Origin of the sequence: Allorhizobium paknamense (assembly GCF_030815125.1) — a bacterium.
Taxonomy (GTDB): domain Bacteria; phylum Pseudomonadota; class Alphaproteobacteria; order Rhizobiales; family Rhizobiaceae; genus Allorhizobium; species Allorhizobium paknamense.
Map to the genome: position 1 here is coordinate 444818 of NZ_JAUSWH010000001.1, position 15063 is coordinate 459880.

13 protein-coding genes are annotated in these 15063 nt (G+C 61.4%); 6 read left to right on the forward strand and 7 right to left on the reverse strand.

The genetic code is table 11. From position 1 onward, the window contains the following. Nucleotides 1–26 precede the first annotated feature (26 nt). Nucleotides 27–1007: a small ribosomal subunit Rsm22 family protein gene (locus QO005_RS02140; RefSeq protein WP_307156309.1), complete on the forward strand. Its 981-nt coding sequence runs from the start codon at nt 27–29 to the stop codon at nt 1005–1007. On the opposite strand, the gene QO005_RS02145 is transcribed toward QO005_RS02140, so the two are convergent. Continuing rightward, nucleotides 997–2337: an Nramp family divalent metal transporter gene (locus tag QO005_RS02145; RefSeq protein WP_307156580.1), complete on the reverse strand. Its 1341-nt coding sequence runs from the start codon at nt 2335–2337 to the stop codon at nt 997–999. The two genes, QO005_RS02140 and QO005_RS02145, sit on opposite strands and share 11 nt — an antisense overlap. 202 nt (nt 2338–2539) lie before the next feature. Here QO005_RS02145 and mntR point away from each other — a divergent pair, with 202 nt between their 5' ends. Beyond that, a complete protein-coding gene (gene mntR, locus QO005_RS02150) occupies nt 2540–2998 on the forward strand; it encodes a manganese-binding transcriptional regulator MntR (protein ID WP_307156310.1) in 459 nt (152 codons plus the stop codon). Nucleotides 2999–3056: 58 nt separating this feature from the next. Here the strand turns inward: mntR and ppx are convergent, their stop codons facing one another. From ppx to QO005_RS02170, 4 genes are all read right to left on the reverse strand, one after another. Next, nucleotides 3057–4577 (reverse strand): exopolyphosphatase, encoded by a 1521-nt coding sequence (gene ppx, locus QO005_RS02155; protein WP_307156311.1) that lies wholly within the window; start codon nt 4575–4577, stop codon nt 3057–3059. 14 nt (nt 4578–4591) lie between these two features. Continuing rightward, entirely contained in the window at nt 4592–6781 is a 2190-nt protein-coding gene (locus tag QO005_RS02160; RefSeq protein ID WP_307156312.1) for an RNA degradosome polyphosphate kinase, read from the reverse strand. Between the two features lie 80 nt (nt 6782–6861). Next, nucleotides 6862–7581, reverse strand: coding sequence for a DnaA regulatory inactivator HdaA (gene hdaA, locus QO005_RS02165; RefSeq protein ID WP_307156313.1), 720 nt, complete (start codon nt 7579–7581; stop codon nt 6862–6864). Continuing rightward, nucleotides 7582–8718 (reverse strand): AI-2E family transporter, encoded by a 1137-nt coding sequence (locus QO005_RS02170; RefSeq protein ID WP_307156314.1) that lies wholly within the window; start codon nt 8716–8718, stop codon nt 7582–7584. 260 nt (nt 8719–8978) lie between these two features. On the opposite strand from QO005_RS02170, the gene purM reads away from it, so the two are divergent. Beyond that, nucleotides 8979–10055: a phosphoribosylformylglycinamidine cyclo-ligase gene (gene purM / locus QO005_RS02175; RefSeq protein WP_307156581.1), complete on the forward strand. Its 1077-nt coding sequence runs from the start codon at nt 8979–8981 to the stop codon at nt 10053–10055. Continuing rightward, nucleotides 10052–10708: a phosphoribosylglycinamide formyltransferase gene (gene purN / locus QO005_RS02180; protein ID WP_307156315.1), complete on the forward strand. Its 657-nt coding sequence runs from the start codon at nt 10052–10054 to the stop codon at nt 10706–10708. Before purM ends, purN begins: the two co-directional genes overlap by 4 nt. A gap of 76 nt (nt 10709–10784) precedes the next feature. Here the strand turns inward: purN and QO005_RS02185 are convergent, their stop codons facing one another. Together QO005_RS02185 and QO005_RS02190 are read right to left on the reverse strand one after the other, a co-directional pair. Next, complete coding sequence (locus tag QO005_RS02185; RefSeq protein WP_307156316.1) at nt 10785–11366, reverse strand: NUDIX domain-containing protein; 582 nt, start codon at nt 11364–11366, stop codon at nt 10785–10787. Further along, entirely contained in the window at nt 11363–13483 is a 2121-nt protein-coding gene (locus QO005_RS02190; RefSeq protein WP_307156317.1) for a molybdopterin-containing oxidoreductase family protein, read from the reverse strand. Before QO005_RS02190 ends, QO005_RS02185 begins: the two co-directional genes overlap by 4 nt. Nucleotides 13484–13559: 76 nt before the next feature. On the opposite strand from QO005_RS02190, the gene QO005_RS02195 reads away from it, so the two are divergent. Next, complete coding sequence (locus QO005_RS02195) at nt 13560–14411, forward strand: 23S rRNA (adenine(2030)-N(6))-methyltransferase RlmJ (protein WP_307156318.1); 852 nt, start codon at nt 13560–13562, stop codon at nt 14409–14411. Nucleotides 14412–14439: 28 nt separating this feature from the next. Next, nucleotides 14440–15036: a glutathione S-transferase gene (locus QO005_RS02200; protein ID WP_307156319.1), complete on the forward strand. Its 597-nt coding sequence runs from the start codon at nt 14440–14442 to the stop codon at nt 15034–15036. Nucleotides 15037–15063 lie beyond the last annotated feature (27 nt).

Consider the following 15063-nt stretch of genomic DNA (forward strand, 5'->3'; position numbering starts at 1 on the left):
GCCCAATAAATCACTGGAACTTCGTCGTGGAACTGCCCGCCTCCTTGAAAAGCGCCGTGGAGCGCCTGCTTGAAAACCAGCCGCTTGAGCCGCTGATGAAGGCGGCGGAGCGGCTGTCCAGCCGCTATCGCCGTGAGGTGCGGGATGGGGTCTTGCATATTGGCGACGATCTGGCCGCAAAGGCCTATCTGGCCGCCCGCCTGCCCGCGACCTTTGCCGCCGTGCGCGCCGCCTTGGAAGCCGTTGCGGAAAGCCGCAGCGATTTTGCGCCGAAGACGCTGCTGGATGTCGGCTCAGGCCCCGGCACCGCGCTGTGGGCCACCAGCGATTGCTGGGACGGGCTGGAAAGGGCAACCTTGGTGGAGGCAAGCCCAGCCATTCGCAAAGTCGGAGAGACACTCTCCGCAGCCCTGCCTTTTGCATGCGACTGGCAGGCGGGCGATATAACCCGCAACCTGCCAGCCCTGCCCCCAGCCGATCTCGTCACGCTGGCCTATGTGCTCGATGAATTGCCGGTGGATGCGGTGGCAAAGGTCACGACCAGGCTCTGGGCCATGACGGGGGATGTGATCGCCATCATCGAACCCGGCACCCCGGCGGGCTTTCAACGCATTCTCGTGGCCCGACAGACACTCATCGATCAAGGGGCGCATATCCTGGCGCCCTGCACCCATAACGCCGCCTGTCCTGTACACGGATCGGACTGGTGCCATTTCTCCCGCCGCGTCGCGCGTTCGCGTCTGCACCGGCAGGTCAAGCAGGGAGAGGTGCCGTGGGAAGACGAGAAATACATCTTCATCGCCGCTGCTCGCAAGCCCGCCACCATCAAAGGTGCGCGGGTGCTGATGCCGCCGCGCATTGCCGGCGGCGTTGCCCGGCTGAAACTCTGTGAGAGCGACGGGCAGCTTGCCGAAGTGATGCTGAGCCGTCGCGACGGCGAGGCCTTCAAGGCCGCCCGCCGCGCTGATTGGGGCGACCTGTTGGCTACGGATATCATTAACCGCTGAACGTATCCCACAGCAGTTTGATATTCAGCGCGATGATGATGGCCGCCACCACCCAGGCCAGCACCGCCACGGGCTTTGAAATCACGAACCGGCCCATCTTGCGTTTGTCGGTGACGAAGCTGATCAGCGGCACCACAGCAAAGGGCAATTGCATGGACAGCACCACCTGGCTCAGCACCAGAAGTTCCGCCGTGCCCTTGTCACCGTAAAGATAGGTGACGACAACCACTGGAATGATCGCAAGGCTGCGGGTGATCAGGCGGCGCGCCCAATCGGGAATTCGAAGCCGCAGGAACCCTTCCATGACGATCTGCCCGGCAAGCGTTGCCGTGACCGTGGAATTGATGCCCGAAGCGAGCAGCGCCACGGCAAACAGCGTCGAAGCAATGGCAAAGCCGAGCAGCGGCGACAGCATCTGGTGCGCCTGCTCGATTTCCGCGACATCCGTATGGCCCTTGGCATGGAAAACGCCCGCCGCGACGATGAGAATGGCAGCGTTGACGAACAGCGCCAGCATCAGCGCCACGGTGCTGTCCACCGTTGCCCAGCGGATAGCCTCTCGCCTGCCCTCGTCATTGCGCTCATAGGCGCGGGTCTGGACGATGGAGGAATGCAGATAGAGATTATGCGGCATCACCGTGGCGCCGATAATGCCGATCGCCACATAGAGCATCTCCTTGTTGGTGAGGATCTCGCTCTTCGGAATGAAGCCGTTCAGCACTTCGGCAATCGGCGGCTGCGCCATGGCGATCTGGACGATGAAACAGAGCGCGATGATCGACAGCAGCGAGACCACGAAAGCTTCCAGAAAGCGGAAACCCTTGTTCATCAACAGAAGCAGCAGGAAAACATCGAGCGCCGTGATCACCGCACCGATCACCAGCGGAATGCCGAAAAGCAGCTGCAGCGCAATCGCCGTGCCGATCACTTCCGCCAGATCGCAGGCAATAATGGCCAGTTCGCAGGCAATCCACAAACAGATGCGTACCGGCGGCGAATAGTGATCGCGGCAGGCCTGCGCCAGATCGCGCCCCGTGGCGATGCCCAGCCGCGCTGACAGCGCTTGCAACAGGATCGCCATGAGATTGGACAGCATGATCACCGACAGCAGCGTGTAGCCGAAGGCCGACCCACCGGCGATATCGGTGGCCCAGTTGCCCGGATCCATATAGCCCACGGACACCATGTAACCCGGCCCGGCAAAGGCAAAGAGCTTGCGCACCCAGGATCCGCTCTTCGGCACCCGGACACTGGCATGCACTTCCGACAGACTTTCCCGGTCCGGTACGGATCCGGTGAATTTCCAGCCCTGCTCTGCCATGGTCCCCATCTGCGACTGCGTCATTGCAAAAACCTTGTTGAGAATGATTTGCAACAATCTGCCGCGATTTCAAGAATTATGCAATAGGCTATAATTCATTGCAGGGGCTTTATAAAAAGAATGCAACCTTGGAAAGCCATCGCTTAAGCTGTTCAAGCGAGCCAAGGATTGTTATAGGCCAAGGGAAGCACAACGAAGCGAGGAAGGGCCGGTGGCGCGCAATCTGCAGAATAACTCCCGTCGCAGCGCGCTTCCCGAAGCCGAAGAGCATTGCGAGGGCTTTCGCCAGACGCGGGAAGCGCAGCGCGCCGCGCTGGTGGAGGATTATGTCGAGCTGATTGCCGATCTGATCGCCGAGGGCCAGGAAGCCCGGCAGGTGGATATTGCCGAGCGGCTGGGGGTGGCGCAGCCGACGGTGGCCAAGATGCTGGCGCGGCTCTCCGAAAGCGGGCTCATCTCCCGCAAGCCCTATCGCGGCGTCTTTCTGACTGAGGCCGGTGAAAAGCTTGCCCGCGAAAGCCGCGAGCGCCACGAGATCGTCGAGGCCTTCCTGAAAATGCTCGGCGTCGATGAGCGCACCGCCCGCATCGACGCCGAAGGCATCGAACATTATGTCAGCGCCGAAACGCTGGATGCCTTTCGCCGGGCGCTGGCCAGCGGCAAGGCTTAGAGAATATACGGAAAAAGCGGAATCTGGCCTTCTCGTATATAAGAAAAAACAAATGAAACTACTCGAACCGGAAAGCGAGACGCTTCCCCGTCAGCTTTGCCAGTTGCTGCAAGCGTCCATCAAGCCGTTCGCCGGCAAAATCGCCATAGCCCTTCGGCACCACGAATTCGAGATCGAGATCGCTGCGGCTTGAGCGTTCGAAGAAAAGGTGGTCGACCACGCCGGGCATGGACGCCGAAAACAGATAGACGACGCGCAACAGCCCGCCCAGAAGCTTTGCCCGGTCCAGAAAGTGCTGCGTGGCAATCGTTGCCAACGGCCCGGTCTGCCCGTCATCATGCAAGCCTTCGAAGCGGTAGTAGTTGGCAAGCGCAATAAAGGCCCGGCCCGGATGGGTAATGCCGACAAAGGAAGAATGGGCAATCAGGTTCAGCGCCTGCAACCCGCGATAATCCGGATGCGCGCGCCAGCTGATATCCGCCAGCAGGCAGGCCGCCTGCCGGTAGCGCGCTTCCTCTTCGGTTTCGCTCACATCGAACAGCGGCATCATCCGCCCGGTCCAGCGGGCCAGTTCCCGCGCATGTTCGGGCGAGCGGGCGCGCAGGATCGCCAGTTCATCGGCGGCCTCAAGCAGCGGGTCCAGCGCCCTCTCCTCCTCGCTCATCAGCGAATAGAGATAGCCTTCACGCACGCCTTGCGCGGAAAAGCAGATGGTCGCGGGCTGCATGGCATCCAGCACTTCGCGCATGGCCACGGCGCCAAAGGGCATCAAAGCCCGGCGGCTTTTGGAAATCGTCTGCCAGGCGGCTGTCTTGGCGGCCACGCCGGAGATGATTTCATCGAGAAACAGCAGCATTTCCCCGAGCGGCAATTCATAGCCCTGCATCATGTGCAGCGGGTAATCGCGGATTTCCATGTGCAGTTTGGCAATATTGCGCCAGGTGCCGCCCACGGCGTAGAAAACGCGGCCTTTGCCCTTCTTCAGCAGGGCGGCGTCCTTCACATGCTTGCGGGCTATGGCGCGCGCCTTTTCCAGCACGCCGCCCGATTGTTCGGAAAGCCGCAAGCCGCCCAGCGGCAGCGTAATGCCCTTGCCGATCTGCTTGCCGGAAATATCCACCAGTTCCAGCGAGCCGCCACCGAGATCACCGGCAATGCCATCCACATCGTGAAAGCCGCTAACGATGCCATAGGCGGAATAGAGCGCCTCTTCCTCGCCCGTCAGCACCCGAATGTCATGATCGAGAATGCGGCTGGCCTCGGCAATGAAAGCCGGACCGTTTTCCGACTCGCGCGCCGCCGCCGTCGCCAGCACATGCATGGACACGGCGCGCGCCTGTTTCGACAGCGCATGGAAGCGCCGCAAGGCGGCCAGCGCCCGCTGCACGCCCTCGTCATCCATCCGGCCGGTGGTGGCCAGACCCTTGCCAAGGCCGCACAGCACCTTCTCGTTGAAGAGAATGGTCGGGGCTCTGGCAAGCCCCTCATAGATCACCAGTCGAATGGAATTGGAACCGATATCGACAACGGAAACCGGGGCTATGCCGGGCAAACGCCCCTGCGCTTCTGATTGGGTCATGAATATCCGTATGCTTACTTCCGGCCCGAAATGAGCCCGGCGATCAGCTTCGGCGCGCTCGATTTCAATGCTTCTCCCCGGCCTGACAGGCTGGGATTGGTCATGAAATAGTGTTGCGCGTTGAAAGGTTCCTCACCGGGTCGAACATCCATGCGCCTGGAGGTTCCATCGGGCAATATCTCGTAGCTCTGCTGGTTGTCAATCAGATTGCCAAGCATGATCTGTGACAGAACCTGCTCATGCACGGTGGGATTGACGAGCGGCACCAGCGTTTCCACGCGGCGGTCGAGATTGCGCGGCATCATGTCGGCCGAGCCGATATAGACCAGCGCCTTTTCCGAGGGCAGCCGATGACCATTGGCAAAGCAGAAGATGCGGCTGTGCTCCAGGAAGCGCCCGACAATGGATTTGACGCGGATATTTTCGGAAAGCCCCGGCACTTTCGGCCTGAGGCAGCAGATGCCGCGCACCACGAGATCCACCTCCACGCCCGCCTGGCTGGCGCGATAGAGGGCATCGATAATCTCGGGATCGACCAGCGAATTCATCTTCATCCAGATGCCGGAGGGCTTGCCCTCGCTGGCATTGCGGATTTCCTCATCGATATGCTTGAGAATGCGGGTTCTCAGCGTATAGGGCGAAACGGCGAGCTTCATATTTTCCTCCGGCTCGCCATAGCCGGTGATGAAGTTGAAGACATTGGCCATGTCGTGGGCGATCTTCGGATTGCAGGTGAAGAAGGACAGGTCCGTATAGATCTTCGCCGTGATCGGGTGGTAATTGCCGGTGCCGATATGGCAATAGGTGCGCAGCTTGCCATCCTCGCGCCGCACCACCATCGACATCTTGGCGTGGGTCTTCAGTTCGATGAAGCCGAAGACCACCTGCACGCCCGCCCGCTCCAGGTCACGCGCCCAGCGGATATTGGCCTCTTCGTCAAACCGCGCCTTCAGCTCCACCAGCGCCGTCACGGATTTACCGGCCTCTGCGGCATCGATCAGCGCCCGCACGATCGGGCTGTCATTGGAGGTGCGGTAGAGCGTCTGCTTGATCGCCAGCACGTCCGGGTCGCGCGCAGCCTGAATGAGGAACTGCACCACCACATCGAAGCTTTCATAGGGGTGATGCACCACCATGTCCTTTTCGCGGATGGCAGCCAGGCAATCGCCCATATGCTCGCGCACACGCTCGGGAAAGCGGGCATTGTAAGGTTCGAAGCGCAGATCCTCCCGCGGCGCCTTGGTGATTTCCGACATGGTGTTGAGCGCCAGAAGACCCGGCAACACGGCCACGCGATTGTCCGGCACGCCAAGCTGCTCCACCACGAACTGGCGCAGCGCCGCCGGCATTTCCGAATCCGTCTCGATGCGGATCACCGAGCCCCGGCGACGGCGCTTCAGCGCGGTTTCGAAGAAGCGCACCAGATCTTCCGCCTCTTCCTCCACCTCGATATCGCTGTCGCGGATAATGCGGAACGTGCCGTAGCCCTTGACCTCATAGCCGGGATAGAGCCGGTGAATGAACATGCCCACCACGTCTTCCAGCGTGATGTAGCGAATGGTGGTCTTGTCATCCGGCAGGCGGATGAAGCGGTCCAGCGTCGTCGGCAGGCGCAAAAGCGCCGTCATCGGCTCCTTGCCGCGCAGGCTGAGCAATTGCAGCCCCATGGAAAAGCCGAGATTGGGAATGAAGGGGAACGGATGCGCCGGATCGATGGAAAGCGGCGTCAGCACCGGAAAGATCGATTGCTCGAACTCACCTTCCAGCCAGGCGCGATCCTCATCCGAAAGTGCTGCCGGGCGCACAATCAGAATGTCTTCCTTGGCGAGATATTGTTGCAGCACGGCGAGCGAAGCCTGCTGCTCCATCTGTAGATTGTCGATTTCCTTGAGAATGTCCTCAAGCTGCTCGGCGGGCGTCCTGCCATCGGGGCTCTTCACCGCAATGCCCTGGCGCACCTGGCCTTCCAGACCCGCAACGCGGACCATGAAGAACTCATCGAGGTTGGCGGCGGAAATGGAAAGAAACCGCACGCGCTCCAGAAGCGGATGGGCGGTGTTCAGCGTTTCTTCCAACACACGGCGGTTGAATTGCAGCCAGGAAAATTCGCGATTGATGAACCGGCTGGGGCTGGTGAGCAGATCCTCACGCGGTTCGTTCTCCGCCATTTCGCCCGCGACTGCCTCGGTTGCCACGCCGTCCATAATCTTCCTTCCCCGAAAAATTCCCGATTCTTCCGTGCGATTTATAACAGCAACACGACGTTCCTGTGACGAACGATGCGTTATTCCCCCCGGCTGTCATCAACGGGATTCATCTCGGCCAGAACCTCCAGCGCCAGCGCCCGGGTAATGCGGGCACGCCGCGCCAGCGCCAGCCTGTCGATACGCTCCACCACCTCCTGCGCCGCCGCCAGCGAGCGTTCCATACGGCTGACGATGGTGGCAATGATCCGGTCATCCACCGAAAGCTGCCGGTCGGAAAACAGCTTGAAAATCACCTGCGACAACAGCGCCTCGTCCGGCTCTCCAATTTCCACCAGCGTTGCCGCCTTGAGGCGCGAGCGCAGATCCGGCAGCGCGACATTCCAGGAGAGCGGCCAACTGCGCGAGGTCATCAGCAGGCTGGTGCCATGCTGGCGCACGCTGTTGATGACGTGGAAAAGCTCGACCTCATCGAAGCCGGCCCGGTCGGCATCCTCGAACAAGACCGGCCCCTCGCCCGCCTTGACCGAAGCATTGCTGCCCGAAAGCGGCAGGATGTCCGACGCTCCGCTTTCGCTGCGCCACACCTCCGCCAGATGCGATTTGCCGGAGCCCTGCGGCCCGGTGAGGATGACCACCGGAGAAGGCCATTCCGGCCAGGAATCGATAATGGCGACGGCTGCCGCCAGACGTTCGGACACGAGCAGATCCTCCCGCCCGGAGGCGGGTTGATGGGCAAATGCCAGCGGCAATTGTTCGCCCGATGTGCGACGCGCCGCCCCCTTGTTGATATCACGCATTCACTTCTCTGAAATCACGGGAGGGCGAACCTCTTCGATCATGGTCGCCGGTTCGCCGTAGTAAAGATCGCTGTTAAGATACCGTTTCACGGCAAAGCGAACAAGCACGCCAATGGCCGCCGAGCACGGCACCGCCACCAGAACCCCCAGAAAACCGAAGAGCGCGCCGAAGGCAAACAGCGCAAACATCAGCCAGACCGGATGCAGGCCAACGCTGGAGCCGACGAGCTTCGGTTGCAGCACATTGCCTTCCAGAAACTGGCCGGAAAAGAAGAACACGGCGGTGATCACCACATAGATGTAATCCGGCCAGTACTGAACCGTTGCCACGCCGAGCGCCAGCAGCAGCCCCACGGTGGAGCCAACATAGGGAATGAAGCTGATCATGCCGGAGAAAAAGCCGATCAGCAGGCCGAAATTGATGCCGATGATCGAAAGGCCCAGCGCATAATAGATGCCGAGAATGAGGCAGAGCGAGCCCTGGCCGCGCACGAAACCGGCAATGGTGCGGTTCATATCGCGGGCGATTTCCCGGACCGCACCCACCTGATTGCGCGGGATGAGGCTATCCAGCTTGTCCATCATCCGGTCCCAGTCAAGCAGCAGGTAAAAGGCGACGACCGGCGTCACCACCAGCAGCGACAGGATATCGAGCAGCGCCTTGCCGGAATTCCAGATCTGCGACAGCAGCGTGCCGATGAAACCGGCGCCCTCGGCCAGATAACGGGAAAAATTGCCCTTGATCGCCGTCATCTGCCCGGCGATCTGGTTGTTCAGCCACTTCGGCAGCCAGGTATTGGATTTGGTGATCAGCGTCTGCAATTGGCTGACATAGCCCGGCACATTGCTGATGAAATCATTGAGCTGGGTGACCAGCACCGGAATGATGATCATCAGCGACAGCGCGAACACAACGACAAAGGACGTCAGAATGACGATGGTGGCCATGAGCCGGGAGAGGCCGAGCTTTTGCAGCCGGTCCGCCACCGGATCCAGGAAATAGGCGAGCGCCATGCCCGCAACGAAAGGCAGCAGGACGGAACTGAACAGGAAAAGAAAGACGACGATCACCGCCAGCGTCGCCAGTGCAAAAAGCACCTGCCGCCACAGGACCGAGCCGCTGACGCGTTTATCCATGTTCCATTCCTTCCAAAGAGGTTTCCACGAGAGATAAAGTGCGCTTTCCCCAGCGGTCAAGGCGGGCATCGAGAACAGCATGGGAGAAGCCGTGAAAAGCGCGGAAAAGCCATGTTTTGCAGGCCAGCCGCTTGAAACCGCGCCGTCTTCGTGCGAAGGGCAGCGCCAAAGGCCGAAGCGCCTCCGGCGGGCTTTCGCTCACGGGCGCGCTTTCTCCGCCTATTCTGTTGGATTTCTATTCTGAGCCTGGGAGACGCATGATGAGCGAGCACGGCAAGAACGGCCTGACCTACAGCGACGCCGGTGTCGATATCGATGCCGGAAACCTGCTGGTCGAGAAGATCAAGCCTGCCGTGCGCTCCACCCGCCGCCCTGGCGCGGATGGCGAAATCGGCGGCTTCGGCGGCCTGTTCGACCTCAAGGCCGCAGGCTTCAAGGACCCGATCCTGGTGGCCGCCAATGACGGTGTCGGCACCAAGCTGAAGATCGCCATCGACGCCAATCTCCACGATACGGTGGGCATCGACCTCGTCGCCATGTGCGTGAACGATCTGGTGGTTCAGGGGGCTGAACCCCTGCTCTTCCTCGATTACTTCGCCACCGGAAAGCTGGATCCGGATCAGGGTGCGGCCATTGTCGGCGGCATTGCCAGCGGCTGCCGTGAGGCAGGCTGCGCGCTGATCGGCGGCGAGACGGCGGAAATGCCGGGCATGTATGCAGGCGGCGATTATGATCTCGCCGGTTTTGCGGTCGGCGCCGCCGAGCGCGGCGAATTGCTGCCGGCGGGCGATATTGCCGAAGGCGATGTCATTCTGGGCCTTGCCTCTTCGGGCGTTCATTCCAACGGGTATTCGCTGGTGCGCAAGATCGTCGGCCTGTCCGGCCTCACCTGGGAGGCGCAGGCCCCGTTTGCCGATGCCGGGATTTCGCTCGGCACCGCCCTTTTGACGCCGACCCGCATCTATGTGAAGCCGCTCCTGAAGGCGATCCGCGAAACCAGGGCCCTGAAGGCGCTTGCCCATATCACCGGCGGCGGTTTTCCTGAAAACATTCCGCGCGTGCTGCCCAAGCATCTGGCGGCGGAAATCGATCTGTCGGCCATCCCGGTTCCGCCGGTCTTCTCGTGGCTAGCCAAGACCGGCGGCGTGGCGCAGAATGAAATGCTGCGCACCTTCAACTGCGGCGTTGGCATGATCGTCGTGGTGCCCGCCGACAAGGCCGAAGAGGTTTCCGCCGTGCTGGCTGGCGAAGGCGAAACCGTCATGCGCCTTGGCCGGATGGTGGCGCGGGAAGACGGCGCCCATGGCACGATCTACAAGGGCACGCTCGCCCTATGACCGGCCCCCGCAAACGCGTCGCGGTGCTGATTTCCGGCGGCGGCTCCAACATGCTGGCTCTTGCCAAGGCCTGCGAGCAGGCGGATTTTCCCGCTGAAATCGTCGCGGTCTTCTCCGACAAACCGGAGGCAGGCGGCCTTGCAAAGGCGCGTGAGCTTGGCATTGCCGCTCAGGCCTTCCCTCGCAAAGCGTATGCGGACAAGGCCGCCCATGAAGCCGCCATCCTGGCCGCGCTCGATGCGGTCCAGCCGGATCTCATCTGCCTTGCCGGTTACATGCGGCTGCTCTCGCCTGACTTCATCCGCCCTTATCAGGGCCGGATTCTCAATATCCATCCATCCCTGCTGCCGCTGTTTCCCGGCCTCCACACCCATCAGCGGGCGCTGGACGCGGGCATGAAGCTTGCCGGCTGCACAGTGCATTTCGTAACCGAAGGCATGGACGAAGGCCCGATCGTCACCCAGGCCGCCGTGCCCATCCTGCCCACCGACACCGCCGACAGCCTTGCCGCCCGCGTGCTCACCGTCGAACACCGCAGCTATCCGCTGGCGCTGACGCTGGTGGCCGAAGGCCGCGTGCGTATGACCGCCGACGGCAAGGTGGAACGCAGCGCCTTTGCCGCCGATGCAAAGGATTTTCTGATCAGCGGCTGAAAAGCTTTGAGCATTTCAGAAAAAACGCAGCGATTTTCCGACTGAAATCTAAGAATATTTTAAGGCATCATCTGCGTTAGAGGTGAAGCGCCGCCCATTGCAGCAGCATGATCGTTTTGGCATCGACGATCTCGCCGCTGTCGATCATGGCAATCGCCTGTGATAGCGGCAGTTCCACCAGTTCCAGATCCTCGTTTTCTTCTGCAAGGCCGCCCCCTGCGGCGACCTTTTCGGCGTCCGTCACCTCTGCTGCGTAAAAGTGCAGCTTCTCCGTCACCGCCCCCGGCGACATGTAGGAGGAGAACAGGAATTTCAACGTCTTGACCGCATAGCCCGTCTCTTCCAGCACTTCCCGGCGGGCGGCCTTTTCGGTTTCCTCGCCATCGGTCATGCCGGCGGGCACTTCCAGCAGAAAGGGCGTATCGCCCATGATATGGGCCGGCATGCGAAACTGCCGCACCAGCAGCGTCGTGCCGCGCCCGGCGTGGTAGAGCAGCACCGCCACCGCATGGCCCCGGTCGAACACCTCCCAGCTCAGCCGCGCGGTTTCGCCATCCTGCTTGCGATAATCGAAGACCAGCTTGCGCAGATGGCTCCAGCCCTTCCACAGGGTCTTGTCCTCGACGATCTCGATGCGCTTTTCATCGGCAATTTTCATGCGGTCGCTTTCTCCAACCAGACCTTGTTGTCGTGGAAAGCCGCGCCGCCATGCGGGGCGACGGCATCCCCGCCGGTCAGCACGTTGATACCTTCGCCATCGAGATGGGCTTTGTTGGGCCAGAGCCCTTCCGCCACCAGCACGCCCGGCTTCACTGCCTCGGTGATGCGGGCATGGATGCGCAGCACGCCGCGCCGATTGCCAAGGCGGACGATATCGCCCTCGGCAATGCCCAGGCGGGCGGCATCCTGCGGCGCGATCATCACTTCCGGCCTGCCCTCCTTGGCCACGGAGGTCTTCGTCTCGGCAAAGGTGGAGTTGAGGAAGTTGCGCGCCGGAGAGGTCACTAGGCGGAAGGGATGCTCGTCATCGGCCAGTTCGATGACATTCACCTGATCGGGAAACACCGGCAGAGCCGATACTGGCCCGAGCGAGCCCAGCCGCGCGGGCGGCTTGTTTGGCGCGGGCGTCCTCTCCCAATCCGGCCGGAAACGGAATTTGCCGTCGGGATGGGCAAAGCCGTTCAGATAATGCGCCTCTTCAAAGGCGGGCTGGCAATCCAGCCATTTCTCCGCCTCGAAGAAGGAAAGATCCGGCCTGCCGCTGGCGGCGAGAATATGCTCGATATGGTCGCGCGCGCTCAGACCGAAGCCCGGCCGATCCGCCACGCCCAGGCGTTTCGCCAGTTCCTCGATGACGAAGAGATTGCTGCGCACCGTCTCCGGCGGCTCCACCAGCTTCGGACCCAGCAGGATATGGCTTTGGCCGCCGCCGCGATAGATATCGTCATGCTCCACGAACATGGTGGCGGGCAGCACCAGATCGGCCAGTTCCGCCGTCTCGGTCATGAACTGCTCATGCACGGCAACGAACAGGTCTGGGCGCAGAAAGCCCTGCTTCACCAGCCGCTGCTCGGGCGCGACATTGACCGGATTGGTGTTCTGGATCAGCATGGCCGCCACCGGGCCGCGATGGCGAAGCGCTTCCGCGTCACCCGTCAGCACCCGGCCAATCTGCGATTGATCGAGCATGCGGATCTCAGGATCGACAAAAGCCGTTCCCATAAGTTCGGCCTTGTTGAGGCCGAAAATATCACTGTTGGAATGAAAAGCCCCGCCGCCCTCATATTGCCAGCTGCCGAGAACGGTGGCGAGCGACAGGGCCGCGTGCATGGAGACTGCGCCATTTCGGCTGCGGGTGAAGCCATAGCCAAGACGGAAGAAGCTCTTCTTCGTCGTGCCCACAAGCCGCGCGAAGGTTTCGATCTCCTCCACCGAAAGGCCGGTGATCCCGGCGGCCCATTCCGGCGTCTTCGTCTGAAGATGTGCTTCTAGCCCCGCCGGGTCGTCGGCGTATTTCGCCATATAGGCCCGGTCGGCATAGCCGTCGCGGAAAGCAATATGCATGGCGGCGCAGGCCAGCGCCGCATCCGTGCCGGGCTTGAGGATCAGGCCGAGATCGGCCTGTTTCATGGTCGGATTGTCATAGACGTCGATGACGACGATCCTGGCGCCGCGCTCCTTGCGGGCCTTGACTGCATGGGTCATGACATTGACCTGCGTCGCCACCGCATTGGTGCCCCAGATGACGATGCAATCGGAGACCGCCATTTCCCGCGGGTCCGGTCCACGCAGGGTGCCGGTGCCCATCACATAGCCCGTCCAGGCCGTATTGGTGCAGATGGAGCCGAAAAAGCCGGAATAGCGCTTGGCATGGCGCAGCCGCTCGATGGAATCGCGCTGCACCAGTCCCATGGTGCCCGCGTAGAAATAGGGCCAGACCGCCTCGCTGCCATGGGCTGCCTCGGCCTTGAGAAAGGCCTCGGCAATCTCGTCCAGCGCAGCGTCCCAGGCAATCTCCTGCCAGGCGCCCTCTCCCTTCGCACCCTTGCGCTTCATTGGCTTCATCAGCCGGTCGGGATGATAAAGCCGCTCTGCATAGCGAGCCACCTTGGCGCAGATCACGCCAGCGGTGTAGCTGTTGTCCGCCGCGCCGCGCACACGGCCAACGCGTCCCTCCGCCGTCAGATCAACGTCCAGCGCGCAGGTGGATGGACAGTCATGCGGACAGGCCGTATGACCAAGGGAGGATTTGCGGATGGGATTCATGATGTTCATGGATGGATTTATAGGCCAATGCCGCCGTGCCCAAAAGGCCCATCGCGAGATTTCATGACATGCATCGGAACGGCTTATGAATTACCGCCACATCTACCACGCAGGCAATTTCGCCGATGTGCTGAAACATGCCATCCTGGCGCGGCTGATCGTCTATCTTCAGCAGAAGGACAAGGCTTTCCGCCTGCTCGACACCCATGCGGGCATCGGCCTTTACGATCTCTCCAGCGAAGAAGCGCAGAAGACCGGCGAGTGGCAGGGCGGGATCGGCAAGCTTCTGAGCGCCGATCTCTCCGCAAGGAGCGCCGAACTGCTTGCGCCCTATCTCGATGCCGTGCGGATGCTGAACCCGCAAGGCGGCGTTGCGCTTTATCCCGGCTCGCCCAAGCTTGCCCGCATGCTGCTGCGCCCGCAGGACCGGCTTTCGGCCATGGAACTACATCCGCAGGATTACCGCGCCCTCTACCGGCTGTTCGAAGGCGATTTCCAGGCGCGCATCACCGAACTGGACGGCTGGCTGGCGCTGGGCGCGCATCTGCCGCCCAAGGAAAAGCGTGGCATCGTGCTGGTGGATCCGCCTTTCGAGGTGGAGGGCGAGTATGAACGGCTGGTCGAGGGACTGTCGAAAGCCTGGCGGCGCTTTTCCACCGGGGTCTATTGCCTCTGGTATCCTATCAAGCGCGGCGCACCGATTGCAGCCTTTCACGAGGCGCTGAAGGAAACCGGCATTCCGAAAATCCTCTGCGCCGAACTGTCGGTGAAAAGCGACCGCGATAGCACGGGGCTTTCCGGCACCGGCCTGATCATCGTCAACCCGCCCTTCACCCTGAAGGATGAGTTGCACAGCCTGCTGCCGGAGCTCAAGCAGATCCTGGCGGAAGACCGTTTTGCCTCGCAGCGCTGCTTCTGGCTGCGGGGGGAAGAATGAATGTCAACAAAAGCCCAAGAGTAAGAACATGAAACTGCTCTATTCTCCCGCCTCTCCCTATTCCGCCAAGGTGCGCATGGCTGCCAGCCATCTCGGCCTGACAATCGAGGCGATCAAGGTCGATACCACCGCCAACCCGGCGGAACTGATCGCGGCCAACCCGCTCGGCAAGATCCCCGCTCTGGTGACGGATGCGGGCCAGGGCATTTTCGACAGCCGCTCGATCATGCATTATTTCGACCGGCTTTCCGGCGGCAAGCTCTATCCGAAGAAGGATGAGAAGCGCACCGAAGCCGAGCTTCTCGAAGCCCTGTGCGACGGCATTGCCGACAGTCTGGTGGCGATCATGTATGAAAAGCGCTTCCGCCCGCCGGAAAAGGTGCATCAGCCCTGGATCGACCGGCAATGGGAAAAGGTGACGCGTGGCCTGGACCATCTCGAAGCCCATATGCCCAAGACCGGCAAGAAGCTGCATGGCGGCCATTTCGCCATGGCAGGCATGATGGGCTACCTGATGCTGCGCTTCCCCGGCGAATGGGAAAACGGCCATGTGGCGCTAGCGGAATGGCCCTCGCTGTTTGCCAAGAAGTTCGAAAACTATCAGTTGCTGCGGCCGCAGGCCTGATACGAAGAGTCATTGAAAATGACTCTT